Source organism: Pseudoalteromonas sp. OOF1S-7 (assembly GCF_022347765.1).
Lineage (GTDB): Bacteria > Pseudomonadota > Gammaproteobacteria > Enterobacterales > Alteromonadaceae > Pseudoalteromonas.
In genome coordinates, this window is record NZ_JAKRFZ010000003.1 from 63,039 (window position 1) to 89,018 (window position 25,980).

Sequence of the window (25,980 nt, forward strand, 5' to 3'; positions counted from 1 at the left end):
AATAAAAAGAAAAAGCGCCCATGGACGCTTTTAGCAGAGATTAGCTTTGGCCTGTGAGCTTGAGAAACTTCTCGGCCAGGGTATCGAGGCTCTCGCGATGTGCAGGGTCGGGTTTAATACAATCAATCGGGCAGACACTGACGCAGGTTGGCTGGTCGTAGTGGCCGACACATTCAGTGCATTTATCCGGGTCTATCTCATAGATTTTTTCACCCATGTAAATTGCCTGATTAGGGCATTCCGGGTCGCACATATCGCAGTTAATACATTTACTGTTGATCAGTAATGCCATTTTTCACACTCCGTTCTGGCCGGTTCAGGCTTTTTTAAACGGATTACGGGTGTCTTCCTGTGCACCCAGGTTACGCATCAAAATAGCATGGCTCAGGTCAATGTCTTCGGGGAGTGGGATTTTCACAATATGGCCCGAACCCTTGGCATCACTGATCTGCTCGCCTTTTTTGTTTTCCATGTGCTCAAGGTTAAAGCTGATATTGCCCTGTGGGGTCATCAGCTCCAGGCTGTGGCCGGTACAGAACTTGTTTTTAACGTCAATTTCCACCAAACCATTGTCGTGGCGCCCCAGGATCTCGCCAACAAACTGCTGTTGATCCGATACGGAATGACCATACTCGTAATTCTGGTATTCCTGATGGGCATGGCGTTTGAGGAAGCCTTCTGTGTAACCACGGTGTGCCAGGTTTTCCAGCGTACGCATCAGTGAAGGATCAAAGGGTTTACCAGCGACGGCATCGTCAATGGCACGACGATACACCTGCGCGGTTCTGGCGACATAGTAGAAGGACTTAGTACGGCCTTCAATTTTCAGGCTGTGCACGCCCATCTTGGTCAGCTGATCAACGTATTGCACGGCACGCAGGTCTTTGGAATTCATAATGTAAGTGCCATGCTCATCTTCAAAAGCCGGCATATACTCTCCCGGGCGACCTTGCTCTTCAAGCATAAACACCTGATCGGTCGGCTGTCCGTCGCCTAAAGTTGGGATCACCTGTTGCGGATCTATTTTGTGAACTACGTCACCTGTGGCCGTTTCTTCTCCCGGCTTAACGTCGTAGCGCCAGCGGCAGGCATTGGTACAGGTGCCCTGGTTCGGGTCGCGCTTATTGATGTAGCCAGAGAGCAGACAGCGCCCAGAGTAGGCCATGCACAGCGCACCATGCACAAATACTTCCAGCTCGGTATCTGGGCACAAAGTGCGGATTTCGGCAATTTCTTCCAGTGACAGCTCCCGCGACAGGATCACGCGCTCTATACCTTGCTTTGCCCAAAACTGCACCGCTGCATAGTTTACGGCGTTGGCCTGAACGGACAGGTGAATGGGCATATCGGGCCACTTTTCGCGTACCAGCATGATAAGGCCCGGGTCGGACATGATCAGCGCGTCCGGTTGCATGGCAATGACTGGCTCAATATCGCGCAGGTAAGTTTTGACCTTGCCGTTATGTGGTGCAATGTTAGAGACCACATACAGCTTTTTATTTTGCTGGTGGGCTTCGTTAATGCCAATTTCGAGATTGGCCAGGTCGAATTCATTGTTGCGCACGCGCAGGCTGTAGCGTGGCTGGCCGGCGTACACGGCATCGGCACCGTACGCAAAAGCGTAACGCATATTCTTTAAACTACCGGCGGGTGAAAGGAGCTCAGGTACAAACATCTCAAAAACCTCATACATTGAACTGATTACGGGTCAGCTGTTGGGGTAAATCAATCGTCTGCGCGCCCTGCATTGCAGTGAACCGGACGATTGGGTTAAATCAAAAAGCGGCGCAGTATAGGGCAAGCCGCCGAGGTGTTTTTTGACTTGGATCAGGTTTTGCCGGGTCCCTGACAAATTGCCCAACCTGCGGCCACATAAGGCCTGGTTTCACACAAAATCATCGCGGGACGGAAATAGTAGGTTTTTACATCTAAAACGCGTATAATTCGCGCCCGTATAAATTCATTAATTTCATTTTGGAGCAAAAAAGATGGCTTTAGAGCGTACTTTTTCAATCGTTAAGCCTGATGCGGTCGCTAAAAACCACATCGGTGCAATCTACAACCGTTTCGAGTCTGCTGGTCTGAAGATCGTTGCAGCTAAAATGATCCACCTTTCTCAAGAGAAAGCGGAAGGTTTCTACGCAGAGCACAAAGAGCGTCCTTTCTTCGGTGCTTTGGTTGAGTTCATGACATCTGGTCCGGTAATGGTTCAGGTTCTTGAAGGTGAAGATGCAGTTCGTAAAAACCGTGAAATCATGGGTGCAACTAACCCAGCTGAAGCGCTTGCGGGTACGCTACGTGCTGACTATGCTGACAGCATCGACGAAAACGCGGTACACGGTTCAGACGCTCCAGAGTCTGCTGCACGTGAAATCGCTTACTTCTTCACTGAAGAAGAGTTGTGCGCACGTACTCGTTAATTCGGGCACGGTGACAGGAAAGAAGGGCCTTAGCGCCCTTTTTTCGTCCCTGATGCACTTTGCTAAGCCTGAATGCAACACACAGCAGGCTTAGCAAAGTATTCAGATTTGAAAGCGTCGGTTAAATTTTGTACAATTCGGCGTTTTATTAAATTTGCACTGGCCGTCATCTGATCTGGGGTTGTTTCATGACTACGACTGAGAAAAAAATTAACTTACTTGATTTAAATCGCGAGGGGATGCGCGAGTTGTTTGCATCATACGGCGAAAAGCCGTTTCGCGCCGATCAGGTCATGAAATGGATTTACCACTTCGGCATCGATAACTTCGATGATATGAGCAACATCAATAAAAAGCTGCGCGCTAAATTGCAGGCCGAATGCGAGATCCGTGCACCGGAGATCTCGGTGCGTCAGCAGGCCAGTGATGGCACCATCAAGTACGCGCTTGTGCTGGATGGCGGACAGGAAGTGGAGACCGTGTGGATCCCGGAGAAAGACCGCGCCACCTTGTGTGTCTCGTCTCAGGTGGGCTGTGCACTGGAGTGTACCTTCTGCTCAACGGCGCAACAGGGCTTTAACCGTAACCTTAAGGTCAGTGAGATCATTGGCCAGGTGTGGCGCGTAGCCAAAGACATCGGCTTGCATGATGGCGACAGCACTAAGCGTCCGATCACCAATGTGGTGATGATGGGCATGGGTGAGCCGCTGCTCAACATCAACAACGTAGTGCCTGCGATGGAACTGATGATGGATGACTGGGCATTTGGTCTGTCTAAGCGTCGTGTCACTCTGAGTACGTCAGGTGTGGTACCAGCGTTGGACATTCTGAAAGAGAAAATCGATGTGGCACTGGCGATTTCTTTACACGCGCCAAACAACCCGCTGCGTGATGAGTTAGTGCCGATCAATAAAAAGTATCCGATTGAAGAGTTCCTGGCGGCCTGTCGTCGTTATATCGATGGCTCAAAGGCCAACAAAGACGTCACCATTGAATATGTGATGTTGCAGGGCGTGAACGACAGCACTGACCATGCCCATGAACTGGTTCAGGTATTGAAAGGTACGCCGTCTAAAATCAACCTGATCCCATTCAACCCGTTCCCGGGCAATGAATATGGGCGTTCGAGCAACAGTCGTATCGACCGATTCTCTAAAGTACTTCAGGCAGCCGGGTTAACCTGTATCGTGCGCCGTACCCGTGGCGACGATATTGATGCCGCTTGCGGTCAGCTGGTGGGAGACGTGGTCGACAGAACCAAGCGCATGGCGAAGAAAAAGCAGCTGCAAGACAACGCCATAGCGGTGAAGGTTGGCTAAAAAAAGGGTGAAACTCGAACGCATTCGGGTAATATATGGGCATAGATCAACAGCGCTCTGGTGAGCTATGCCTGCGGCCTTGCGCCGACTGTCACCTGTCAGTGCGCGCTTCTAACTAAAGTGTTTAGTTTAGCTATGTTTTCATTGGTAAAAAGTTTCTCCTCTGAGGTCTCAAAGCGCACTGTGGCCGGACGTGCCGGATTGCTGTTATCGCTGGGCGTATTGCTCAGCGGTTGTGTGACCGAAACCCGCTATGCCAACAGTGACAAGCCCGTCGTGCAAAGCAAGGCAAGTCGCGAAGACGCTGCTAAAACCCGTATCTCGCTGGCTCTGCAATATCTGGCCAACGGCAATAACACTCAGGCCAAGTACAATCTTGAGCGGGCGCTGACACTGGCGCCGCAACTTCCTGAAGCCCATTATTCGCTGGCTTACTACTATGAGCAGGTGGGCGAGAATGCCCGTGCCGAGCAGGCCTATCAAAAAGCTCTGGCACTGGCACCGAAAGATCCCAATACGCTTAATAACTACGGCACTTTTTTATGTCGTATCGGCAAATATGATGAAGCGACGGAGCAGCTGTTCAAAGCCATTGAGATCCCAAGCTATATTCGCGTTGCACAGAGTTATGAAAATTTAGCCCTGTGTGCATTGCGTCAGGATAACTTCGAGCTGGCGCTGGAATATCTGGGTAGTGCCGAGAAACACAATGGTCAGCGTCAGTCGACCCTGCTGCTCATGGCTGGTCTGCACTATGCAAAGAGTGAGCTGCATCGCTCGGAAGAAATACTCAAAGTCTATGGTGATCGTGGCTTTGTGTCGGCGCGTGGCTTATTACTGTCTCATTTACTGGAGCTGCGCAAAGGTCATCTGCAGCAGGCCGAAGAAACGGCCGCTTTGCTGTTGCAAACCTACCCGGAGTCTCCTCAGGCGGCCCTGGTGATCCAGCAACGTCTGAAGGACAGCGAGTTTGAACGCCTGAAAGAGCAATACCGTCAGGCTCAGTTGACTAAAATCACCCATAAGTCGCCAACGCATTTGGTGGCTGAGCCCAAGATCAAGGTGCGTCGAAAGGTTGAGCCTGACCGTGTCCGGGCCCAGGTGTCTGAGCCGAAGTCTGTGGCAGCTGAACCCGCAATTGCACCGGAGCAAGCCCGCTCGTTGCGTGCGCAGCAATTCACTGAGTATTCACCCGGGCAGGATACAGTAGATGCCCCGGCAACGACCTCGGATAAGGCTGCTCAGCGCATTCAGCCGGTTGCCCCGCGCACTCAGGGAGCGGTTGTCTTTTATGAGCCTGATCCGGCTGATATTGCTTTTTCGGCACCCTCCTCACGTACCCGCGGCGAAGTTGCCCGAACAGACAGCTGGCTTGCGCAGCTGCCTGAGCAGAGTGCGGATGAAGGCGCTCAACGCCGCGCATTTGGAGGCTTATTGAACAGCGATATTATGCTACCCAGTGTTCCTCAGCACATCATTCGTTTGGGGGAAAACCTGTTTAGTGTCTCAGTGAAGTATAACCTTAAGTTAGACAAACTGATGGCATGGAATAATTTACGTGAGTCGGACCAGTTGTCGATTGGCCAGGTGGTGTATTTAAACGATCCCAAAATAGTACATACCATAAGCGAGGGCCAGTCGCTGTTCGACATTGCAATGGAATATGATCTTCAGATTGACGACCTGATGCGGTGGAACAAATTGACCCCGGATATCGTCTTACAACCAGGACGACATCTCTTAATCGTGGATCCAGATAACTATACTTTATGAACGAAGCAGAAATAGACACAGAGAATAGCAGCGACTTACTGTCGCTCGGACAAACACTGGCCAAGGCCAGACATGATAAGGGCGTTAGCTATGAGGAGATCACCGCGCGGCTGAAGCTCAGTGAAAGCCAGATCAACAAACTGGAACAGGACGACTATCATAAGCTCGGCCCTGAGACTTTTGTACGCGGCTATATAAAGAGTTACTGTGGTTTGCTGGGCCTGGATGCTCAGGCAACAATGAAGTTGTACCAATCTCCTGTTGTGCCTGAGCAAAAAGGTAAAATGAAGAGCTTTTCACGCCGCACGGAAAAAGAGGCCCACGACAATCGCCTGATGTGGTTTAGTTATGCAGTGCTAATTCTGGTGGTGGGCTGCTCAGCGATTTGGTTCTGGCAAAATAGCAGTACGCAGAGCGAGATCACCCCGGGTGATGCCCGTGACATACCCCAGGCCAGCGCGGCAACCCGTGATGTAGAGGATGACATACCAATCACTTTGGACACAGAGCGCACTAATTCGGTTACAGACAATGTGCCACAGAGCGTACCTGATGCCGAACAGCCTGCTGTGGCAGTGCTTCCTGACTCAGTGACTGAGGCACCCAAGCCACAGCCTGAACCTGAGCCGAATTCAAATGGACAGAGCCGTGACACAGCCGAGGTGCAAGCAGCGTCCACAGCGGATACCATCACAGCTGGTAATGCTCAGTCTGAACTTACACAGAGCACCATTGTTATGGTGTTCAAAGAAGACAGTTGGGTCGAGATCTTCGACGCCAGTCAGGAACGAGTCGCGTTTGGTGTTAAAAAAGCGGGATATACTATGACTGTCAGTGGACAGGCCCCGTTTTCCGTCGTTCTGGGCAAACACCTGGCCGTAAGCATCACACTGGATGGCGCAGCCGTGGACATTTCCGGCCTGCCGCGTAATCGTTTAGCCAAATTTAATTTACCGTTAGCAGAGTAACCGTCATGTTTTCAGAATCACCGATCAAACGTAGAAAATCCACGCGTATTAATGTGGGGAATGTGCCCATCGGAGACGGGGCACCGATCGCCGTGCAGTCGATGACCAACACCAATACCCTGGACGTAGACGCCACTGTGGCTCAGATCCGAGCGATTGCCGATGCCGGCGCAGACATTGTGCGAGTCTCTGTGCCGACCATGGAAGCCGCAGAAGCGTTTAAGAGCATCAAAGAACAATCTGAGATCCCTTTGGTAGCGGATATCCATTTTGATTATCGTATCGCCCTGAAAGTCGCCGAGTATGGCGTGGATTGTTTGCGCATTAACCCGGGTAATATCGGCAACGAAGAGCGAATTCGTGCGGTGGTAGACGCAGCCCGTGACAAGAACATTCCCATTCGCATCGGGGTCAATGGTGGTTCACTGGAGCGCGATTTACAGGAAAAATATGGCGAACCGACGCCAGAAGCCTTGCTTGAGTCAGCGATGCGTCATGTTGAGATCTTACAGCGACTCGACTTTGACCAGTTTAAAGTTTCGGTAAAAGCCTCAGACGTTTTTCTCGCGGTCGGTGCCTATCGTCTGCTGGCCAAAGAGATTGACCAGCCACTGCATTTAGGGATCACCGAAGCCGGTGGGATGCGTGCCGGTTCGGTGAAGTCGGCAGTGGGCCTGGGGATGCTATTGGCAGAGGGGATAGGTGATACGCTGCGTGTATCTTTAGCGGCCGATCCTGTTCAGGAAGTCAAAGTCGGCTTTGATATTTTAAAGTCGCTGCGTATTCGCTCTCGCGGTATTAACTTTATTGCCTGCCCAAGCTGTTCTCGCCAGGAGTTTGACGTGGTCAACACTATGAATCAACTGGAAGAGCGCCTTGAAGACATTACTGCGCCGATTTCCGTGTCTGTCATCGGCTGTGTGGTCAATGGTCCGGGTGAAGCCCTGGTGAGCGATCTGGGTCTGGCCGGGGCAAACCGTCGCTCGGGCCTGTACATCAATGGCGAGCGCCAGAAACTGCGTATTGATAACGACCATATCGTCGAGCAGCTGGAAGAGCAGGTACGCAGCTATGTTGAAAAACAACAAAACGAACCCAAAATCGACGTCAAGATAGTCGAGTAAGTAACGCAAGCCCGGCAAACTAAGCGTTTACGTTTTAGCCGAGCTGGGTATAATAGCGGGTTTATCAGGAATGGCTAGCCATCGGGCATAGCCACCCATTTCGTGTAAAAAATTAGATTACTAGGAATTTCAGTGGCAAAACAAATTCAGGCAATTCGAGGTATGAACGATTGTCTGCCGGGTGATACGCAAGTCTGGCAGAAGGTAGAATCTATCTTACGTGACACAGTGGCATCTTTTGGATATCAGGAGATCCGCTTTCCCATCGTGGAATCCACCGAGTTATTCAAGCGCTCAATTGGTGAAGTCACCGACATCGTTGAAAAAGAAATGTATACCTTCGAAGATCGCAATGGCGATCTCCTGACCTTGCGTCCTGAAGGCACCGCAGTTTGTGTGCGGGCTGGTAACCAGAATGGCTTACTGTATAACCAGGAGCAGCGTTTGTGGTACATGGGACCGATGTTCCGTCATGAGCGTCCGCAAAAGGGCCGTTACCGCCAGTTCCATCAGTTTGGGGTAGAAACCTTTGGCGTAGCCAGTGCCGACATGGACGCCGAAGTGATCCTGATGACAGCGCGCCTGTGGCAGCAGTTTGGGATCAGTGAATTTGTGCGTCTGGAGCTGAACTCTCTTGGCTCAAACGAAGCGCGTGCAACTTATCGTGACGCCTTGATTGCCTTTTTGGAACAACACGAAGCGCACCTGGACGAAGATTCAAAGCGCCGTATGCATAGCAATCCATTGCGTGTACTGGACAGCAAAAATCCGGATGTGCAGGCCATTTTGGTCAACGCGCCAAAACTGTCTGAATATCTGGACGAAGAGTCGCGTCAACATTTTGCAAATTTATGTGAACGTTTAGACGCTGCGGGCGTCGAATACCAGATTAATGAAAAACTGGTACGCGGCCTGGATTATTACAACCGCACAGTATTTGAATGGGTGACGGACAGCTTAGGCGCGCAGGGTACTGTGTGTGCCGGCGGGCGTTATGATGGCTTGGTAGAGCAGGTTGGTGGTAAAGCCACGCCGGCTGTAGGCTTCGCCATGGGCATGGAGCGTCTTGTACTGATGTTACAAGAGCTTGAGCGTATTGGCACATTACGCCGTAATGCAGATGTGTTCGTTGCAGCGATGGGTGAGCAGGCTGGCATTCAGGCTCCGGTCATTGCGCAACAACTACGCAGTGACATTCCAGGCCTGCGCGTACTGGTCAATGCCGGTGGCGGCAACTTCAAAAAACAACTGAAACGTGCGGACAAAAGCGATGCTGTGGTTGCGCTGATTTTCGGTGAAGATGAATTAGCCGAAGGCAAGGTCACCGTAAAGTATCTCCGCGAACATAAAGAACAAGTTACCCTGACACTGGCAGAGGCAAAAAGCTTGCTGTCGGCGTTAGTGGATTAAGCGCTGCGGCGCAGTAAAGTCAGGCCAGATATCTGAAAAACTGGCTTTACGCTATTAATTAAGAGGTCAGAATGGAAATTTATTCAACAGAAGAACAACAAGCCGAAGCAATAAAACGATTTTTCCGCGAAAATGGAACATCTTTGATCATCGGCGCGGTGCTGGGCCTGGGTGGCCTGTATGGTTGGAAAGCGTATAACCAGCATCAAATCGATACCGCAGAAGCAGGTTCTGAAGCCTATAACCAGTTGGTTGATAGTGGTGACGTTCTGACCAAAAGCGATGACTTTTTAGCAAACAATGGCGAGTCGAGCTACGCGGTACTGGCTGCCTTTGTGGCGGCAAAAGAAGCGGTTGAACAAGGCAAGCTGGACGTGGCACAAGAAAAGCTCACCTTTGCGGCAAATACCGTCAAAACCCCAGAGCTAAAAGCAACGGCGTATCTGCGCCTGGCGCGTGTTCAGGCTGCGCGTGAAGATTACAGTGCGGCACTGGCCACCTTAGGCAATCCAATGCCACAGAGTTTCGTTGCGCAGGTCGCTGAAGTCAAAGGTGATATTCTGCTGGCGCAAGGCAAAAAAGACGCTGCGCGTGATGAGTATCAAAAAGCAGTGACTGCCGGTGGTAGCGACAACAACCCTCTGCTACAAATTAAACTGGACGACCTGGCTGGCACAACAGCACTGTAAGGAGTAGCCATGAAGAAGTTGACTATGGCCTCTTTGGCGTTGTGTATGGCGTCATTGCTGGGGTGCTCCTCAAGCAATGATGAAGAAGAACTGGTGCTGCCTGAAATCGTAAACCAGTTTGAAACCGACGTCCTCTGGCAGGAGTCGATCGGTGACGGCGTTGAGCATTATTTCTCTCGTCTGACACCGACCTTTTACCAGAGTACGGTCTATGTGGCTGAACGCAATGGTCTGGTTGCTGCGTTGGATGTCAGCAGTGGTGATACGCTGTGGGAAGTCGATACGCGCGAGAACCCGGCTTTCTGGCCCTGGGAAGACGATGACACAGCAAAGCTGTCGGGCGGCATTTTACAGGCTTATGGCAAGCTGTATATCGGCTCTGAACACGGTGAAGTGATTGCACTGAACCGTGACACCGGGGATATCGTCTGGCGTAAGTCTGTGCCTGGTGAGGCGCTGTCTACACCGGCTGCCGGAGATGGCTTAGTCTATGTCAACCTGGGCTCAGGTAAACTGCTGGCATTACACCCGGATACTGGTGAAGAACGCTGGCAGTTTGAGCAGGAAGTACCGGCACTGACATTACGTGGCCTGAGTTCACCGACGTCGGCCAATGGCGGTGTGTTAGTTGGCGAAGAAAGCGGTAAGCTGTCGGTATTGATCGCTGAGAATGGTTTTATGGCCTGGAGCACGGATATTGCTCTGGCAAAAGGCGCTTCCGAGTTCGAGCGTTTAGTTGATGTGGATACCAAACCGGTTGTGGTAGGCACGACCGCGTATACCATTGCCTACAATGGTAAACTGGCTGCCCTGGATGTGCGCAATGGTAATGTACTCTGGGACCGAGAATATAGCAGCTACCGCGACCTCAGTGTTGAGCTGAATACCATTTATTTGGTAGATAGTGAAGGCGTACTCTATGCTCTAGATAGAGAGTCAGGCATTGAGCGTTGGAGTCAGTCTGCTTTACGTGGTTGGTATCTGACGACGCCTGCGGTGGCTGGCAACTATCTGGTGGTGGGTGATCAGGAAGGTAATCTGCACTGGCTAGACAAGCAAACTGGTCAGCTGGCTTCGCGCGAAGAGTTTGATAGTTCAGGCTTTTTCGTTGAGCCTATCGTGGTTGATGACACGCTGATCCTGTACACCCGTGATGGTGAAGTCAGTGCGGTAAAAGTTCCGTAGTCGCCACACACTGAATGAATAGAAGTAAGGCTTCGCGGTGCGAAGCCTTTTGTTGTTTTTAAAAGAGGTAGTCTATGCTTCCTGTGATCGCTCTCGTCGGGCGACCCAATGTGGGTAAATCCACTTTATTTAACCGTCTGACCCGCACGCGTGATGCGTTGGTGGCGGACTTTCCGGGCCTTACACGTGACCGTAAATATGGCCAGGCGAATTACGATGGCTATGAGTTTATCGTGGTCGATACCGGCGGTATTGATGGCAGTGAAGAAGGCATCGAAACGGAAATGGCAGAGCAATCATTGCTGGCCATTGAAGAAGCCGACGTCGTCTTATTTTTAGTTGATGCCCGCGCTGGTATGACTGCGGCCGATCAGGCCATTGCCCAGCATTTGCGTAAGCAACAAAAGAAAAGCTTTGTCGTTGCAAACAAAACCGATGGCATTGATGCAGACTCGAACTGCGCCGAGTTTTACCAGCTTGCGCTGGGTGAGGTGTATCATATCGCAGCGGCCCATGGTCGCGGTGTCACTCAGTTACTTGAAGCCACACTGGGTCCGGTGATCGCCGAGCTGGCTGGGGAAGAGGATGACATTGAGCAGGACGATGAACTGCTGACCGAGCTTTACCTAGAAGGGGAAGAGGCCCCGGAAGACGGTAAAACCGGTTTTGAAGACAAGCCGATCAAGCTGGCTATCATAGGTCGTCCTAATGTCGGTAAGTCAACACTGACTAACCGTATCCTTGGTGAGGAGCGGGTAATTGTATACGATATGCCGGGCACGACACGTGACTCAATCTATATCCCGATGACCCGCAATGAGCGTGATTATGTGTTGATTGATACCGCAGGTGTGCGTAAGCGTAAGAAAGTCAGCGATGTGGTTGAAAAATTCTCTGTCATAAAAACCCTTCAGGCCATTGAAGATGCCAACGTGATCCTGTTAGTGATCGATGCCCGTGACGGTATCTCTGATCAGGATCTCAGCCTGCTGGGCTTTGCACTGAATGCAGGTCGCTCTTTGGTGATCGCCGTGAACAAGTGGGATGGTCTGGATGACTACGTAAAAGAGCGTATCAAGTCTGAACTGGATCGTCGCCTGGGCTTTATTGACTTTGCGCGCCTGCACTTTATTTCGGCATTGCATGGCACGGGGGTTGGCCATTTATTTGAGTCGGTTGAAGAAGCGTATGAGTCGGCAACCAAGCGGGTAAGCACCGCGATGCTCAGACGGATCATGGACATGGCGCAGGCAGATCACCAGCCACCGTTGGTGCGTGGTCGTCGGGTTAAGCTGAAATATGCGCACGCCGGGGGTTATAACCCGCCACGTATCGTGATCCATGGTAACCAGGTCCATGATCTGCCTGACAGTTACAAGCGCTACCTGATGAACTATTATCGCAAAGCGCTAAATATTATGGGGACGCCCATTAAGATCGAGTTCCGCGAGGGAGATAACCCATACGCCGGTCGTACCAATAAAATGACCCTGTCGCAGAAGCGAAAGCTCAGGGCATTTACCAAAGAACAGAAAAACAAGCAGTAACTGCAAGCAGTAACTACTTGAAAAAGGGCGCCAGTGGCGCCTTTTTTACTGCTTTTTAATTCCCACCCTGGCGCTAAATCGGTTTACGCTGAACGAAAAATATGCTTTATTTATATTTATTTAGCCTGAAAACTAGCCATGCAGTTTCTGAAAACCGTGATCTACGTCGACAGTGTCGAAGAGGTACTGGACTTTTATTATCAGGCCTTCGGGCTCAGTGCCTGTGGCCTCAGCGAGGACGGAGACTATGGTGAGCTGGACACCGGGCAGGTGTTACTTGCGTTTGCTACCCATCCGGTAGCTCAGGCGCAGTTTAAGCAAAGTTATATCCGCAGCCAGCCTAAGCAGCCCGCACTGGGGTTTGAACTGACATTAGGGTGTGAAAACGTGGCAAAGAGCTATGACAAGGCGGTGGCAGCCGGTGCCGAGCCTTTATCGCCTCCCGCGCAAAAAGGAGAGCACACACAGGCATATGTGCGCTCAATTGAAGGCACCTTAGTGGCACTGATAAGCGCCGAATAAGCGCTTATTCTGACAGGGCACGAGCCAGACCGACAGGTTCAATCTCGGTACAGACGTTATCGTCATTCCAGTTCAGGCCGAGCAGTGCGTTGTCATCACGCAAGTCTTCAACCCACTCGTCGAGCAGCTCATCCAAAGGAATGGCAACAGGTTTAAAATCAGCCCATTCGTCACGACACTGCGCTTGCGCATTGTCTTCGCTATCCCAAAGTAATAATACGTCCGATTCTTCAAACTGGTTTGAGTCAACCACAACCAGGCCGCCATCGTCTGAGCCGAGTGCCCAAACCTGCTCTTGCTCTTTCGCTGTAACGACAAAATTGACTACTTCCGATTCTAATTCGATGTCACTCATGGTGTATTTCCATAGTTGTCAGAGCTGATACCAATTTCACTTAATACCTGTTCAATTTGAAGGAGTAAATACGACGCTAACAGCGTTAAAAATTTCTCATTTAGAGCGACTAAACATCAAAATTTTCGCCTTGTTATCGACCCTATTTTCTCGCCTCAAGATAGAACACTTAATTAAGCAAATTGGTATTATGCTCTGGGATCTGTAAGACGCGCCTCATCAAGAGGCTGCCATTGGTCATAAAACTGCTTCAGCGCGGTGTAGGGCGTTAAGTCGAACAGGCTTCTGAAGCGGATCCAATCAAGCAGGCAGTATAAACTGATCTGTACATACTCGCAGTTTAAAAATACATTTTCATGACAACTTTGCTCCAGTACGCGCAGAGTTTCGGCAATCCGGCCTCGTTGCAGATTAAAGAACAGTTTGTCATCATCCGTATCAAACTCTGAGCGCTGACACAGTAGCAGTTCAACCAGTGAGTCATTACAGGCATTAATGATAGTGAGCAGGTTTTCCTGTTCCCAGTTGAGGTGAGGCAAAGAAAATTTTTGTTGCAGATACCGGGCAATGACATTTGAATCCAGTATCGCCTGTTCATCGGCCAGTAAGAACGGCAGTTTTCGCGCCGGATTATGCTGGTTAAGAATTTCTCTGCCTGGCTCACTAAAGATGTCCAGTTTGCGGTAGTCCAGGGTAATGTTATGGCGAAGACAATAAATGCGGATGCGTCTGACATACGGAGACGTATCCGAGCCGTATAAGATCATCACTCAATCCTTATGTTGTGGTTAGATGCGCAATGACTATAGCACTACTTTTAGGCAGGTAGAAACAGGGCCGATTCCACAAATCATAAGCAAAGCTACCGACAGAGGTAAACTGCCAGTAGCAACTAGGCGTAGAGGGTTTAGTCGACCCGACTGGTGACCTCTAACAGGTGGTAACCAAACTGAGTCTGAACAGGCCCTTGTACTTCATTGAGCGGTGCCGAAAAAACCACCTTGTCGAATTCGGGAACCATCATCCCGGGGCCAAACTCACCGAGCTCTCCACCGTCCTGACCGGATGGGCAACTGGAATACTGTTTGGCGATATCGGCAAAGTCTTCACCGGCTGCAATACGTTGCTTGAGTTCAAGGCATTGGGCTTCGTTATCGACTAAAATGTGTCTTGCGCTGGCTAGTGTCATTATCTCTCCATGGGTGGTTAATTATTGCTCATACATTATTCTAATATACTTAGTTTTAAAGCGCATTATTTAAGATCAAGTTCTTTTTCAATGGCGGCAATCATAGGCTCTGACATTGGCTTTGTACGGCTGTTGAACTGCTGAATCGTCTTACGATCGGCCGAGATCAGGTATTTATAGAAATTCCACATCGGGGCGCCACTTTGTTCACCAAGGTGTTGAAACACAGGGTTGGCGTCGCTGCCGCGCACCGCGCCAGTTGCCAGCATGGTAAAGGTTACGCCATAGTTGATAAAGCACACCTCGGCGGTGTCTTTTTCGTCATTTTCTTCCTGAAAGAAATCATCTGACGGGAACCCGAGTACAACTAACCCTTTGTCGACATAGGCTTTATGGAGTTTTTCCAGGCCATCGAATTGGCCGGTAAAACCACAGTTACTGGCGGTATTGACCACCAGTAAAGGTTTACCTTTAAAGGCACACAAATCGACAGTGTCTTTTGATCTCAGCTTTCTGAACTCATAACCTGTGAAGTCATCACAGGCCGCACTTTTAGAAAAATTTGGTGTGTCGCTGGCCTGAACGCCGCTGCTGGCAAGCAGTGCCATGGATATCAAAAGTGGTTTAATCATAAGGGGCTCCCTGAAACGGTTTTAAATGCGATGCCTGTTTATACGTGAAACGCGCTGGCTTAGTTCACAGTGTAACTGCTGCACAGGCCGATTCAACCAGGCCAGGTATCCAAGTGGCGATTTTTGACTAAACTGAATGCTATTGGCCACGTAAATCAGCACAGTAAGTTGCCTTATTAAAATAGGATTTCGTTATGGAAAACAACAAGGTATTGATTATTGATAGCAGCAGCGTGTTGGCCATGCGACTTAAAGTTCTGTTTGAGTTACTTGGTTGTGACGTTGTGCACTTACATTTTCAGATGCTGTACAAAGTGAAGGACTTTTTAAGTTATCATGTGGTTGCTATTGCTCATGGTCTGCCCGACAGCGCGTTTGATGCCTTGTCTGCGCTCAAAGACCATGATCGCCTGATTCTGCTTGCCCCGAAACCAGAGAACTCTGAGCACGTAGATGCGTTCAGTCGCCTGAACCGAATGTTGTGTAATGCCATCGTGATCTACCCTTTCTTTGGCAATAAAGAAATTACCGGATTACTGGAGCGGGTACTTGAAACCGGCGATCATGGTCGCCTGGAGCTACCAAAAATTCTCCTGGTGGATCATCGGGAAGAACGACTCGAACGTTTGACGGCCAGTTTGCGGGGAGCACAACTCACCGTGGTGACCGCGCGCTGTCTCTCCGAGGCAATTCAGCAAGCGAGCAGTCATGACGTTGATCTGCTGATCTGCGATTTCAATCTGGAACAGGGCAGTGGCCTGGACGTATTTAAAAAGGTTCGGCAGATCCACCGCGATGCGCGCTGTTTATTGATGACGTCACGACAAAATCAGGTCGATATGATGGAAGCGATCCGTCAGGGCGTAGAAGACGTGTTGACGAAACCCATAGATGAAGGGTCGCTGCTGCAATCATTGCATAAATTGTGGCAAAGTGAACTACTACGTCGGCATAATCAGGAGTTGGTTGAACGATTACAGGATACGGTGGATGCACTGATTGAAAGAGACAGTTTGCTGAGGGTGATTTACAAGCATACCCCGGACCCAATCATGTTGTTCAATCTGGATGGGTATGTGATTGAGGCCAATGATGGCTGTACCACCTTGTTGCGATTGCCCAGTGATCAACTACAGCAGCATTCGATATTTGATTTGTTTGATCCCTCGTCGGTCGCGGCACTCAAAGAGGCCATTAATAATGGCGGGATCCTGCGCCACTTTAACTGTGAACTGGTGTTGCCGCAGGCGGATGGACCGAGTATCCCCCTGATGGGCACTTTTATTGAAATTGATCATCACGGGGAAATTGCGCTGGCCGCAATCTTTAAAAACGTGGCCCAGCTAAAGCGCAAACAGCAGTTACTGGAAGAAGCCAAAGAAGTACTGGAGGTGGAAGTACAGGCACGCACTGCACAGCTGCAGTCAGCTAAAGAAGCTGCCGAAGCCGCGAACATCAGTAAATCAGAGTTTCTGGCCAATATGTCTCATGAACTCAGAACCCCGATGCATTCGATATTGAGCTTTGCCCGCTTCGGGCTGGATAAACTGGCATGCGGTGAGATACCGGTGGGTAAGCTGGAGAAATACCTGTCGCGCATTGAGACCAGTGGCGAACGGCTGTTACTACTGCTCAACAACCTGCTCGATTTGTCTAAACTGGACGCCGGTCGCTTTCCTTTTAATCCTTCATCGCACAACTTGCTGACCTTAGTACAGACCGCAAGGGAAGATGTGTCTGGCCTGGCAATGGCACGTCATATCCATATTGAGCTGGAGGCGCCAGGGGACGCAATTATGCTGTTTTGTGATGCTGAGCAGCTTACTCAGGTGATCAGAAACTTGCTTGGCAATGCCCTGAAGTTTAGTCCCGAACACAGTGAAGTAACAGTGTCCGTGATGCTTAAAGCCGGGTATGTACACATTCTGGTGTGCGACAAAGGTGTTGGCATACCAGAGGATGAACTGGAGCACATATTTGATAAGTTTGCCCAGAGCAGCAAAACCAATAGCGGTGCCGGTGGCACCGGGTTGGGTCTGGCTATCTGCAAGGAGTTTGTGTTGCTGCACAAAGGCTGTATTTATGCTGAAAACAACCCGGATCAGGGCGCCTGTATTCATATTGAACTGCCAATTCAGGCTGAGCACTAGCGCCATTGGTGATCACTGTCTATAACTAACAGAAGGGTGTCACTGCTGGTTTAACGGCAATATCACGGGCTGGCAGATGACGACACTTTGGCAACGGAAAAGGAACTGTGTTATGGCATTGCAAAGAATCCTGGCAGTGGATGATGAACCTTTCAACCTTGAAATCATAGAAGAGATACTTGAAGATCTGGACTTTGAACTGCTTTCGGTCACCAGCGGGCAACAGTGCCTGGATGTCATTGAAGAGTTTGCACCACAGGTTGTGTTACTGGACGTCAGTATGCCAAAAATGAATGGCTATGAGGTGTGTAAAAAAATCAAGGCAAACCTGGCGACTCAGGACATTATAGTGATGTTTGTGTCAGCACGGGGCTCGGTAGAAGAACGCATGGAAGGCTATGCGGTGGGGGCTGAAGACTATATTGTCAAACCCTTCGGTCACAATGAACTAAAAGCAAAACTACTCAATTTGGGGCAAATGTTGCTTGAGCGCGATATTCTGGAGCAGCAGGTGGAAGATGCCACTTCCACCGCCTTTAATGCCATGGCGACCAGCAGTGAAATGGGCTTTATTGTTAATTACATCGAGCAGATCGGTGTGATCAATGATATCCAGGCGTTAGCAAAGGCCTTGATCCAGTGTCTCAACAATTTAGGGTTAAGTTGTAATATTGAGTTTCGGGTGGATGAGCAGCGCCACCACTTTGCAACCGCAGGACTGTGCTCTCCTATTGTACTGGAATTGTTTGAAATATTGCGCTCGAAAGGGCGCCTGCATGAATTTACCAGCCGGATCTTGGTGAACTACAATCTGGTCAGTTTATTGATTCTGAATATGCCATCAGAGGATGCCGACAAGCATGGCAGGCTCAGAGATCATATTTGTTTTATCGCCAGTGTGACCGAGCAACAGTTACTGGCTATCCTGACGCGTAAACAATTGCTCTGCCAGCAGGCGGAGTTAAATGAAGCGATTTCCATGATCCACCGTAAGTTTACCGGGTTGCTGGCCCTGCTCAACAATAACCGCAGTCAGAATGAATCAATCTTTCGCAGCCTTCAGGAGGTGTTCGAGCAGCGGATCCCCACCATGGGGCTGGATGAAGATCAGGAAGTGTTTATTTATCAGCACATTGATGAGGCCATTCAAAGCTCCATAGCCCGGGAAGAGGCCATCATGCAGGTCCGGGAAGCCTTCAGTGAAATTGAAAGTGACTTGTCGTTACTGAGTAGTGCGGACAAACCATCCTGAGACGGTGTCCTACAGGCAGCAACAAGGCAGGATTAAGCCCGCTTTGGTTGGCTCAGGCATCTCGTGGCAAGCCTTTTTCGACTATCCGGATCAGTCGGGCGTGTTTTCGCTGCTGCTGAGCGTGTTTAGTGCGCTGCTGCACCAGTGCCCAAGTGATGTGCTCCCGGACCAATTCGGATGCCGATGTCAGGCGTGCTTCCAGCGCCTCAATAATGTGTGCATCGGGCTCGGCATTGCCTAGTCCAACGGCCAAATTACGCAGCCAACGCTCGTGACCAATACGACGTATGGGGCTGCCTTCGGTGTGTTTCAGAAAGGTTTGCTCGTCCCACTGAAATAAGGTCAGCAGTTCTTTATCTTTAAGTTGTTGACGTGGATGAAAATCTTGCTCGTCAGTGAGCTGGCCATAGCGGTTCCATGGACACACCAGCTGGCAATCGTCACAGCCGTATACCCGGTTGCCCAGTAAGGAGCGATACTGCTCGGGGATTGGGCCTTGTAACTCTATGGTCAGATAAGAAATGCACTTGCGCGCATCGACGACATAGGGTTCGACAATCGCCCCAGTCGGACACAAAGTCATACAGGCGTTACACTTGCCACAGCCTTCCTCCTGGGGATTGTTATCAACCGGCAGGGGCAGATCCACAAATAGCTCACCCAGAAAAAACCACGAACCGGCCTGTTTGTGGATCAGTAAACTGTTTTTACCGCGCCAGCCCAGCCCGGCTTTTTCTGCGAGCTGGCGTTCCAGCACCGGTGCAGAGTCAACAAAAGGGCGAAAGCCAAACTGTCCTATCTCTTGTTCAATACGCTGTCCGAGTTTCTTCAACCGGTTGCGGATGACCTTATGATAGTCGCGACCCAAAGCATAGCGGCTGATATAGGCGGTTTGCTTGCTTTTGAGCGCCCGGGCGAAACTGGCATCGGGTGGCAGATAGTTCATTTTGACTGAGATCACCCGTTGTGTACCGGGCACCAGCTCTGCAGGACGGGCACGTTTCATGCCATGTGCTGCCATGTAGTCCATCTCGCCATGATAGCCCTTATCAAGCCAGCGCTGCAATTGTGCTTCGTGTTCGCTGAGGTCGATATCGGCGATGCCAACCTCGGCAAAGCCAAGTTCTTTGCCCCAAAGCTTAATTTTTTGCGCAAGTTCAGTATAGTTAATATCAACAGAAGAATGAATAGTGGTCGTCACGGCATGTCTATATCACAAGCAAAATACCTGACTAATTTACCACAAGTTGCCTATACGGCCCAAGCGGTACAAACGAATGAAGCCGAGGCAGCGCGCCTCGCCGGGTCGACCTTAAGTATGCTGATGCAGCGCGCCGGTGCCGCGTTGTTTGACTATGTCAGTCATTTGTCGCTCAGCGGCCCCATTTTGATCCTGACCGGAAAGGGTAATAACGGCGGCGATGGCTATGTGCTGGCACATCTGTGTAAGCAGGCTGGCATTGCTGTTGAGGTACTTGCATTGTTTGACCCCGAGCAGCTTGAGGGAGACGCGCGCGCGGCTTATCGTCAGTATCAGGGCTACGGTGGTAAGGTGTTACGACATTGTGCCGACTGGCATGAACCAGAGACGGTGCCCGCTTTAATTGTGGATGCTGTGTTTGGCAGCGGCTTTCGTGGTCGATTGCCTGAACATGTCGCAGCAGTTTTTAGACAGCTTGCTTTATGTGCGTCACATCGGCTTGCCGTGGATATTCCCAGTGGCGTGAATGGCTCGACCAGTGAAGTTGCCTGTGATGCCTTTGTTGCTGATGTCACTATGACGTTCATTGCGCTAAAGCAAGGTCTGCTCACCGGTTCCGCCAGGCATCATACCGGGGCTGTGTATCTGGCAGAACTGGGTGTCGGGGAAGAGTTTTCGCAACTGGTATCTCCCTCTAGTCACTACTTTTCGCCAGAGACTTTACTGGCAAAGCGGCCGTTGCGTCCCGCAGACACCTATAAAAACCGCTGTGGTCATGTGTTGTTAATTGGTGGGGGCCCCGGTATGGCTGGGGCAATACGTCTGGCTGCCGAAGCCTGTTTACGGGCTGGCGCGGGGCTGGTCAGTGTGGCAACACATCCGGATAATCAGGCCATGGTATTACAGGGGCGTTATGAGCTGATGGTACATGGCATTGCCAACGCCGATGCGCTGCAACCGCTACTGGATAAGGCCGACACCTTAGTAATTGGTCCGGGGCTGGGTCAGTCACCTTGGGCACAGGCCTTGTTTGATACAGTGTGTCGCTGCTCTCAGCCAGTGGTAGTCGACGCCGATGGGCTAAATTTACTGGCGGGGCATCCCATGCAGTGGCAAAATGCTGTTTTGACCCCGCATTGGGGAGAGGCAAAGCGCCTGAGCGCGGCCATTGAAACAGACCCTGAAACCTGTGATCGCTTCGGTATGAGCAATGTGCTTACTCAATATTATCAGGCATGTGTAGTGCTAAAAGGGCCCGGTACATTGGTTCAGCAGGCACAGCGAGTAAATATCAATCGCTCGGGGTGTGCAGCCATGGCCAGTGCTGGGATGGGCGATGTATTATCTGGTATAATTGCCGCCTTGTTAGCGCAAGGCCTGAGTAAATTTGATGCGGCTATGTTAGCGGTGTATATTCATGGTCTTGCGGCCGAAAAAGCGGCACATGATGGCGCACATGGGTTGCTGGCAAGTGATTTATTTGTCCATATTAGAGGTATTATCGGATGAGTGTCGATACGACATTAGAAATTGATCTGGCTGATGAAGCCGCAACGATTGCCCTGGGAAGCCAGCTGGCTAAGCTCATTGATTCAGGTGCGGTATTTTATTTGCATGGTGATTTGGGCGCCGGTAAAACAACACTGACACGCGGTATCGTTCAGGGGCTGGGTCATCAGGGGAATGTTAAAAGCCCGACCTATACCTTAGTTGAACCTTATGAGCTGGGCGAGGTCTGTATTTATCATTTTGATTTGTATCGCCTGGGTGACCCGGAAGAGCTGGAATTTATGGGGATCCGGGATTATTTTGCGCCGCATGCCGTTTGTATTGTCGAATGGCCGGAGAAGGGCGCAGGCGTGATCCCAACGGCAGATATGGACATTGACCTGGCTTATCATGGCGAAGGGCGCCGTGCCGTATTAAGGCCACACACAGAACGAGGAAGGCAGCTTGCTCAAGCTATAAGTCGATATGCGTAGTGCGATAATAAAAATTAGCTTTACCCTGTTTGCGCTGAGCGCGTTACTGCTCGCCAGCGCAGCGCAGGCAAAAAACAAAATCAACGGTGTGCGTGTCTGGCCTTCACCAGAAAGCACACGCGTGGTGTTTGACCTGTCAGAAAAACCCGAATACAGCTATTTTATGCTGAAAAACCCGCTGCGACTGGTAATTGACCTGGAAAATACCAGCAAGCTCAAGCAGCTCCCAACCTTGCCTAAAGAACATAAAATCGTAGAAAAACTGCGTTACAGTCAGGCCAAAAGCCGTAACAGCACTCGGGTGGTGATGGAGCTGAGTCGTACCGCTAAACCGGTGATATTCGCGCTCGCACCAACCGGACCATACAAAGACCGCCTGGTCGTCGACCTGTACGGGCAGCAAAAAAGCCTCTATGCCAGTAAGTCCAAACAAAGCAAAAAGCGCGAGCTGGTAAAAGACAGAGACATTATCATTGCCATTGATGCGGGCCACGGTGGGGAAGATCCCGGTTCAATCGGACCCTCCGGGACCTATGAAAAAAACATCACACTGCCTATTGCTAAACGACTTGCGCGCTTAATTGACAAAGAGCCGGGCATGCAGGCACGTCTGACCCGCACCGGTGATTACTACATTAAACTCAACACCCGTACCGCGCGAGCCAGAGAGCGCCAGGCCGATTTCTTTGTGTCTATTCACGCCGATGCTTTTTCGCGCCCGGAACCTCGCGGTGCTTCGGTTTGGATCTTGTCATTACGCCGGGCCAATTCCGAAGTCGGTAAATGGCTGGAAGACAAAGAAAAGCACTCTCAGCTACTGGGTGGTGCGGCGGACGTAATCAAAGACACGGCGAACGAAAAATATCTGGCTAAAGCCCTGCTGGATATGTCGATGGACCACTCGATGAAAACCGGCTTTACAGTGGCAGAAGAAGTGGTGAGTGAGCTGAAAAAAGTCACCAAGTTGCATAAAAAGCGCCCTCAGGCGGCCAACTTTGGAGTGCTGAAGTCACCGGATATCCCGTCTATTTTGGTTGAAACCGGGTTTATTTCTAACCCTCAGGAAGAAAAGCAACTTAGAACCAGTTATCACCAGCAGCGACTGGCGAACGCCATTTTCAAGTCGATTAAGCGTTACTATCAGCACAATCCGCCAGATAATACTTTATTTGCAAGCCTGAAAAACAATAAGCCTGTGCGTCATAAAGTACAGCGGGGGGAATCTTTAAGTGTTCTGGCTGCGCGCTACGGCACCACAGTGTCGGCGCTGAAAAAGGCCAACCGCTTGACCAAAAATACCTTGTATATTGGTCAGGTGCTAACTATTCCTAAGGCTTAGACCGTGAGCATTGAAATTTTACCAGCCAGACTGGCCAACCAAATAGCAGCGGGAGAAGTGGTCGAGCGGCCCGCTTCTGTGGTGAAGGAGCTGGTTGAAAACAGCATTGATGCCGGGGCGACACGCATTCAGATAGACATTGAGCGAGGTGGTCACAAACTGATCCGGATTAGGGACAATGGTGCGGGCATCGTCAAAGACGAGCTGACTCTGGCGTTGTCCCGTCATGCAACCAGCAAGCTGAAAACTCTGGACGATCTGGAATGCATTTCATCGCTGGGATTTCGTGGAGAGGCACTGGCCTCAATCAGTTCGGTATCCCGGCTGACCCTGAGCTCTAAGCCTGCTGAGCAGGAAACAGCCTGGCAGGCATTTGCTGAGGGGCGTGATATGACGGTTCAGATCCAGCCAACAGCGCACCCCGATGGCACCACCATAGAAGTCAAAGATCTGTTTTTCAACACTCCGGCGAGGCGTAAGTTTTTACGCACCGAGAAAACCGAGTTCAGTCACATTGATGAGCTAATCAAACGTATCGCGCTGAGTCGTTTTGATCTGGCCCTGACGCTGACTCATAATCAGAAAGTAGTCAGGCAATTTCGTGCACGGCCCGATCCATATAGTGTTGAGCGGGTGGCACAGGTGGCCGGTAAGGTATTTGCGCAACAGGCCAGTTTTGTAGAGTCCGGGCATGATGGCCTGAAGTTATATGGCTGGGTACTGCCGCTAGGCAGTAGTAATCAGACTCAGTACACCTATGTGAACGGGCGGATGATGCGTGACAAATTAATCTTGCATGCCATTCGACAGGCGTTCGAAGAAACGGTTGGCGCGGTTGATACACCCGGGTTTGTGATTTACCTGGAACTTGACCCTACTCAGGTCGATGTCAATGTGCACCCTGCCAAACATGAGGTGCGTTTTCATCAGGCGCGTCTGATCCACGATTTCATTGTGCAGGCCGTTAAACAAGTGGTCCTCAGTGAGCGACCTGATTTGCCATTATCCGAAACTGACGATAATAGTACGGAGGACACCACAGCGCACGCTGAATCGGTGAAGACTGAGCAGTTCACATTGCAGGATGCGCGTCAGCACCAGGCTTATCGTTCACCGCTGCAAAGTGAGTATGGCACAGTGCAGGACAGCGCCTATACCCCTGTTTCCGCACCTGCTTTCGGCGTGAGTGGGTCAAATTCAAGTTATCGCAGTGGTGGCAAAAGCAGCAACAGTTCAGGCCCAGCTAAGTCGCGGCAGGTTAATGTCAATGAACTGTATCAAGGTATGGCAACGCCAGCCGATATGTCGCAGCCGGTCACTGTGAGCACACAGCAGACGCAGTCACGACAAACAGAAATAAGCCGTTTCTTATTGCTCGCGCAAGGGGCTGTGTTGTTTACCCAGGCAGGCGAGCTCAGGTTGGGGCATTGCCGGGATGGCCTGGTCGAGACCTGGCAGGCACAGATTGAGCAAGATGGCACCTTGCAGGGAAAAGCGCTGCTGTTGCCGGTGCGGGTGAATCTGAGTACGGAGGAAATATCTGTGCTGATGCAGCAGGAATCCTGGCTGACATTACTGGGATTTGCGATTGTGGCTCATGAACGTTATGTGATGGTCAAAAAGCTACCACTGAGTCTCTACAGTCTGGATGTACCACAGTGCCTCGACAAAGTGCTCAGTGCCTGTACCACACAGGAACAGACTCTGGCTGCCTGGCTGAATTGGCTACAAGTCACCACGCCTGCAGGGTATTTTAGTTCGCAACACTTTGCTGCAGTGACAGAAAAAATCATAAAAAATGCCAGAAGCTGTGCTGAAATCGAAGCAAAAGCGGTTACAATAGATCAAAGCAAGTTATTAAGCTTGTCCCTGCAAGAATTGTGAGTTCTTGTCCTGGCTGTAACCTTCGATGCGTTACAGCACCAACAGCAGTAGAGAAACAGCGTGCAAGCAAAACCCGTTATTACCTTGATGGGGCCAACCGCCGCCGGTAAGACCGCGCTGGCCATTGAGCTCTGTCAACAGTTAAACAGTGAGATCATCAGTGTGGACTCCGCACTGGTTTATAAAGGTATGGACATAGGAACGGCCAAGCCTGATGCTGCTGAGCAGGCATTGGCCCCGCATCACCTGATAGACATACTGGATCCGGCTGACAGCTACTCGGTTGCAGACTTTCGCCGAGATGCTATCGCGTGTATCGACCGTTTACACCAGCAGGGTAAAATCCCGGTACTGGTTGGCGGCACTATGATGTATTTTAAAGGCCTGATAGAGGGGTTATCGCCTTTGCCTGAGGCGTGCCCGAAGATCCGCGAAGCGCTGGAACAAGAAGCAAAAGCGGTAGGCTGGCCGGCTCTACATGCTCAGCTGGCGGCGATTGACTCACAAGCGGCAAGTAAAATCAGCGAAAATGATTCTCAGCGGATCAACCGAGCGTTGGAGGTCTATCGTCTGACCGGCAAAACCATGACTGAATTGCAAAAAGCCAAACAAGCGCCTTTGCCTTATCAGTTTCATCAGTTTGCAATTGCCCCGAAGGATCGTAAGATACTCCACGAAAGAATAGAAAAAAGATTTAAAATAATGCTGGATCAGGGCTTTAAAAACGAAGTTTTGGCCTTATATCAGCGGAATGATTTGCATCCGGATTTGCCTTCCATTCGTTGTGTGGGATATCGGCAGATGTGGGAGCATTTGGCTGGTGAGTGCGATTATGAAGAAATGCTCTTCAAAGGGATCGCAGCAACCAGGCAGTTAGCGAAGCGCCAATTAACCTGGTTACGTAGCTGGCCAGATGTCACCTGGCTGGAAACCGACGGGCAAGAAAACTTGCAACGTGTATTAAGTTCGCTAAGCTAATAGAGGTTGGGGAAATCTTTTTATTCAGATTAATTCAACTATCTCAACATAATAACACCTA

Annotated in this window: 24 protein-coding genes; 17 read left to right on the forward strand and 7 right to left on the reverse strand. The window is 50.5% G+C overall.

Going from position 1 to position 25,980, the window contains the following annotated elements:
• Window positions 1–40 precede the first annotated feature (40 nt).
• The gene (locus tag MHN33_RS05365) at window positions 41–292 is read right to left on the reverse strand and encodes a YfhL family 4Fe-4S dicluster ferredoxin (RefSeq protein WP_046005076.1); all 252 of its coding nucleotides are present in this window, start codon (window positions 290–292) and stop codon (window positions 41–43) included.
• A 24-nt stretch (window positions 293–316) separates the two neighbouring features.
• Window positions 317–1,675, reverse strand: a complete 1,359-nt coding sequence (gene yegQ, locus MHN33_RS05370) for a tRNA 5-hydroxyuridine modification protein YegQ (protein ID WP_239396884.1) — start codon at window positions 1,673–1,675, stop codon at window positions 317–319.
• Window positions 1,676–1,988: 313 nt separating this feature from the next.
• Here yegQ and ndk point away from each other — a divergent pair, with 313 nt between their 5' ends.
• The 10 genes from ndk to MHN33_RS05420 all read left to right on the forward strand — a co-directional run bounded on the left by ndk (window position 1,989) and on the right by MHN33_RS05420 (window position 12,957).
• A complete protein-coding gene (ndk, locus tag MHN33_RS05375; RefSeq protein ID WP_239396886.1) occupies window positions 1,989–2,420 on the forward strand; it encodes a nucleoside-diphosphate kinase in 432 nt (143 codons plus the stop codon).
• A gap of 188 nt (window positions 2,421–2,608) precedes the next feature.
• A complete protein-coding gene (locus MHN33_RS05380; RefSeq protein ID WP_239396888.1) occupies window positions 2,609–3,739 on the forward strand; it encodes a bifunctional tRNA (adenosine(37)-C2)-methyltransferase TrmG/ribosomal RNA large subunit methyltransferase RlmN in 1,131 nt (376 codons plus the stop codon).
• Window positions 3,740–3,874: 135 nt separating this feature from the next.
• Window positions 3,875–5,512, forward strand: coding sequence for a type IV pilus biogenesis/stability protein PilW (gene pilW / locus MHN33_RS05385; RefSeq protein ID WP_239396898.1), 1,638 nt, complete (start codon window positions 3,875–3,877; stop codon window positions 5,510–5,512).
• Window positions 5,509–6,480, forward strand: a complete 972-nt coding sequence (locus MHN33_RS05390) for a RodZ domain-containing protein (protein ID WP_239396900.1) — start codon at window positions 5,509–5,511, stop codon at window positions 6,478–6,480. Before pilW ends, MHN33_RS05390 begins: the two co-directional genes overlap by 4 nt.
• A gap of 5 nt (window positions 6,481–6,485) precedes the next feature.
• A complete protein-coding gene (gene ispG, locus MHN33_RS05395; protein ID WP_046005072.1) occupies window positions 6,486–7,604 on the forward strand; it encodes a flavodoxin-dependent (E)-4-hydroxy-3-methylbut-2-enyl-diphosphate synthase in 1,119 nt (372 codons plus the stop codon).
• 132 nt (window positions 7,605–7,736) lie between these two features.
• Window positions 7,737–9,014, forward strand: coding sequence for a histidine--tRNA ligase (hisS, locus tag MHN33_RS05400; RefSeq protein WP_239396902.1), 1,278 nt, complete (start codon window positions 7,737–7,739; stop codon window positions 9,012–9,014).
• A gap of 71 nt (window positions 9,015–9,085) precedes the next feature.
• Window positions 9,086–9,703, forward strand: a complete 618-nt coding sequence (locus MHN33_RS05405) for a tetratricopeptide repeat protein (protein ID WP_239396904.1) — start codon at window positions 9,086–9,088, stop codon at window positions 9,701–9,703.
• A 9-nt stretch (window positions 9,704–9,712) separates the two neighbouring features.
• The gene (gene bamB, locus MHN33_RS05410) at window positions 9,713–10,888 is read left to right on the forward strand and encodes an outer membrane protein assembly factor BamB (protein WP_239396906.1); all 1,176 of its coding nucleotides are present in this window, start codon (window positions 9,713–9,715) and stop codon (window positions 10,886–10,888) included.
• A gap of 74 nt (window positions 10,889–10,962) precedes the next feature.
• A complete protein-coding gene (gene der / locus MHN33_RS05415; RefSeq protein WP_239396915.1) occupies window positions 10,963–12,435 on the forward strand; it encodes a ribosome biogenesis GTPase Der in 1,473 nt (490 codons plus the stop codon).
• A gap of 138 nt (window positions 12,436–12,573) precedes the next feature.
• Window positions 12,574–12,957, forward strand: coding sequence for a VOC family protein (locus MHN33_RS05420; protein WP_239396917.1), 384 nt, complete (start codon window positions 12,574–12,576; stop codon window positions 12,955–12,957).
• A 4-nt stretch (window positions 12,958–12,961) separates the two neighbouring features.
• Here the strand turns inward: MHN33_RS05420 and MHN33_RS05425 are convergent, their stop codons facing one another.
• The 4 genes from MHN33_RS05425 to MHN33_RS05440 all read right to left on the reverse strand — a co-directional run bounded on the left by MHN33_RS05425 (window position 12,962) and on the right by MHN33_RS05440 (window position 15,133).
• Window positions 12,962–13,312, reverse strand: a complete 351-nt coding sequence (locus tag MHN33_RS05425) for a DUF2750 domain-containing protein (protein ID WP_239396920.1) — start codon at window positions 13,310–13,312, stop codon at window positions 12,962–12,964.
• 188 nt (window positions 13,313–13,500) lie between these two features.
• Window positions 13,501–14,079, reverse strand: a complete 579-nt coding sequence (locus tag MHN33_RS05430) for a glutathione S-transferase family protein (protein ID WP_239396923.1) — start codon at window positions 14,077–14,079, stop codon at window positions 13,501–13,503.
• Window positions 14,080–14,219: 140 nt separating this feature from the next.
• The gene (locus MHN33_RS05435) at window positions 14,220–14,501 is read right to left on the reverse strand and encodes a peptidylprolyl isomerase (protein WP_239396925.1); all 282 of its coding nucleotides are present in this window, start codon (window positions 14,499–14,501) and stop codon (window positions 14,220–14,222) included.
• A gap of 65 nt (window positions 14,502–14,566) precedes the next feature.
• Entirely contained in the window at window positions 14,567–15,133 is a 567-nt protein-coding gene (locus MHN33_RS05440) for a glutathione peroxidase (RefSeq protein WP_239396928.1), read from the reverse strand.
• A 194-nt stretch (window positions 15,134–15,327) separates the two neighbouring features.
• Between MHN33_RS05440 and MHN33_RS05445 the strand changes: the two genes are divergently transcribed.
• Together MHN33_RS05445 and MHN33_RS05450 are read left to right on the forward strand one after the other, a co-directional pair.
• The gene (locus tag MHN33_RS05445) at window positions 15,328–17,283 is read left to right on the forward strand and encodes an ATP-binding protein (protein WP_239396943.1); all 1,956 of its coding nucleotides are present in this window, start codon (window positions 15,328–15,330) and stop codon (window positions 17,281–17,283) included.
• A gap of 112 nt (window positions 17,284–17,395) precedes the next feature.
• Window positions 17,396–18,535 carry a response regulator gene (locus tag MHN33_RS05450; protein ID WP_239396946.1) on the forward strand — a complete coding sequence of 380 codons (1,140 nt, stop codon included), beginning with the start codon at window positions 17,396–17,398 and terminating at the stop codon, window positions 18,533–18,535.
• Between the two features lie 52 nt (window positions 18,536–18,587).
• On the opposite strand, the gene queG is transcribed toward MHN33_RS05450, so the two are convergent.
• Window positions 18,588–19,736 (reverse strand): tRNA epoxyqueuosine(34) reductase QueG, encoded by a 1,149-nt coding sequence (queG, locus tag MHN33_RS05455; protein WP_239396947.1) that lies wholly within the window; start codon window positions 19,734–19,736, stop codon window positions 18,588–18,590.
• A 3-nt stretch (window positions 19,737–19,739) separates the two neighbouring features.
• On the opposite strand from queG, the gene MHN33_RS05460 reads away from it, so the two are divergent.
• From MHN33_RS05460 to miaA, 5 genes are read left to right on the forward strand one after another with little or no spacing between them, the layout of a single operon-like run.
• Window positions 19,740–21,245: an NAD(P)H-hydrate dehydratase gene (locus MHN33_RS05460; RefSeq protein ID WP_239396950.1), complete on the forward strand. Its 1,506-nt coding sequence runs from the start codon at window positions 19,740–19,742 to the stop codon at window positions 21,243–21,245.
• On the forward strand, window positions 21,242–21,718 hold the full coding sequence (gene tsaE, locus MHN33_RS05465) for a tRNA (adenosine(37)-N6)-threonylcarbamoyltransferase complex ATPase subunit type 1 TsaE (RefSeq protein ID WP_046003677.1): 477 nt from the start codon (window positions 21,242–21,244) through the stop codon (window positions 21,716–21,718). The genes MHN33_RS05460 and tsaE overlap by 4 nt, the downstream gene beginning before the upstream one ends.
• A complete protein-coding gene (locus MHN33_RS05470) occupies window positions 21,711–23,057 on the forward strand; it encodes an N-acetylmuramoyl-L-alanine amidase (protein ID WP_239396952.1) in 1,347 nt (448 codons plus the stop codon). Before tsaE ends, MHN33_RS05470 begins: the two co-directional genes overlap by 8 nt.
• A gap of 3 nt (window positions 23,058–23,060) precedes the next feature.
• Window positions 23,061–24,941, forward strand: coding sequence for a DNA mismatch repair endonuclease MutL (gene mutL, locus MHN33_RS05475; RefSeq protein WP_239396953.1), 1,881 nt, complete (start codon window positions 23,061–23,063; stop codon window positions 24,939–24,941).
• A 60-nt stretch (window positions 24,942–25,001) separates the two neighbouring features.
• Window positions 25,002–25,919 (forward strand): tRNA (adenosine(37)-N6)-dimethylallyltransferase MiaA, encoded by a 918-nt coding sequence (gene miaA / locus MHN33_RS05480; protein ID WP_239396954.1) that lies wholly within the window; start codon window positions 25,002–25,004, stop codon window positions 25,917–25,919.
• Window positions 25,920–25,980 lie beyond the last annotated feature (61 nt).

What these genes read in the sequence shown, in the direction of transcription:
- MHN33_RS05365 (WP_046005076.1), bottom strand. Translation starts at nt 292, where the DNA reads ATGGCATTACTGATCAACAGTAAATGTATTAACTGCGATATGTGCGAC.
- yegQ (WP_239396884.1), bottom strand. Translation starts at nt 1,675, where the DNA reads ATGTTTGTACCTGAGCTCCTTTCACCCGCCGGTAGTTTAAAGAATATG.
- ndk (WP_239396886.1), top strand. Translation starts at nt 1,989, where the DNA reads ATGGCTTTAGAGCGTACTTTTTCAATCGTTAAGCCTGATGCGGTCGCT.
- MHN33_RS05380 (WP_239396888.1), top strand. Translation starts at nt 2,609, where the DNA reads ATGACTACGACTGAGAAAAAAATTAACTTACTTGATTTAAATCGCGAG.
- pilW (WP_239396898.1), top strand. Translation starts at nt 3,875, where the DNA reads ATGTTTTCATTGGTAAAAAGTTTCTCCTCTGAGGTCTCAAAGCGCACT.
- MHN33_RS05390 (WP_239396900.1), top strand. Translation starts at nt 5,509, where the DNA reads ATGAACGAAGCAGAAATAGACACAGAGAATAGCAGCGACTTACTGTCG.
- ispG (WP_046005072.1), top strand. Translation starts at nt 6,486, where the DNA reads ATGTTTTCAGAATCACCGATCAAACGTAGAAAATCCACGCGTATTAAT.
- MHN33_RS05405 (WP_239396904.1), top strand. Translation starts at nt 9,086, where the DNA reads ATGGAAATTTATTCAACAGAAGAACAACAAGCCGAAGCAATAAAACGA.
- bamB (WP_239396906.1), top strand. Translation starts at nt 9,713, where the DNA reads ATGAAGAAGTTGACTATGGCCTCTTTGGCGTTGTGTATGGCGTCATTG.
- der (WP_239396915.1), top strand. Translation starts at nt 10,963, where the DNA reads ATGCTTCCTGTGATCGCTCTCGTCGGGCGACCCAATGTGGGTAAATCC.
- MHN33_RS05420 (WP_239396917.1), top strand. Translation starts at nt 12,574, where the DNA reads ATGCAGTTTCTGAAAACCGTGATCTACGTCGACAGTGTCGAAGAGGTA.
- MHN33_RS05425 (WP_239396920.1), bottom strand. Translation starts at nt 13,312, where the DNA reads ATGAGTGACATCGAATTAGAATCGGAAGTAGTCAATTTTGTCGTTACA.
- MHN33_RS05430 (WP_239396923.1), bottom strand. Translation starts at nt 14,079, where the DNA reads ATGATCTTATACGGCTCGGATACGTCTCCGTATGTCAGACGCATCCGC.
- MHN33_RS05435 (WP_239396925.1), bottom strand. Translation starts at nt 14,501, where the DNA reads ATGACACTAGCCAGCGCAAGACACATTTTAGTCGATAACGAAGCCCAA.
- MHN33_RS05440 (WP_239396928.1), bottom strand. Translation starts at nt 15,133, where the DNA reads ATGATTAAACCACTTTTGATATCCATGGCACTGCTTGCCAGCAGCGGC.
- MHN33_RS05445 (WP_239396943.1), top strand. Translation starts at nt 15,328, where the DNA reads ATGGAAAACAACAAGGTATTGATTATTGATAGCAGCAGCGTGTTGGCC.
- MHN33_RS05450 (WP_239396946.1), top strand. Translation starts at nt 17,396, where the DNA reads ATGGCATTGCAAAGAATCCTGGCAGTGGATGATGAACCTTTCAACCTT.
- MHN33_RS05460 (WP_239396950.1), top strand. Translation starts at nt 19,740, where the DNA reads ATGTCTATATCACAAGCAAAATACCTGACTAATTTACCACAAGTTGCC.
- tsaE (WP_046003677.1), top strand. Translation starts at nt 21,242, where the DNA reads ATGAGTGTCGATACGACATTAGAAATTGATCTGGCTGATGAAGCCGCA.
- MHN33_RS05470 (WP_239396952.1), top strand. Translation starts at nt 21,711, where the DNA reads ATGCGTAGTGCGATAATAAAAATTAGCTTTACCCTGTTTGCGCTGAGC.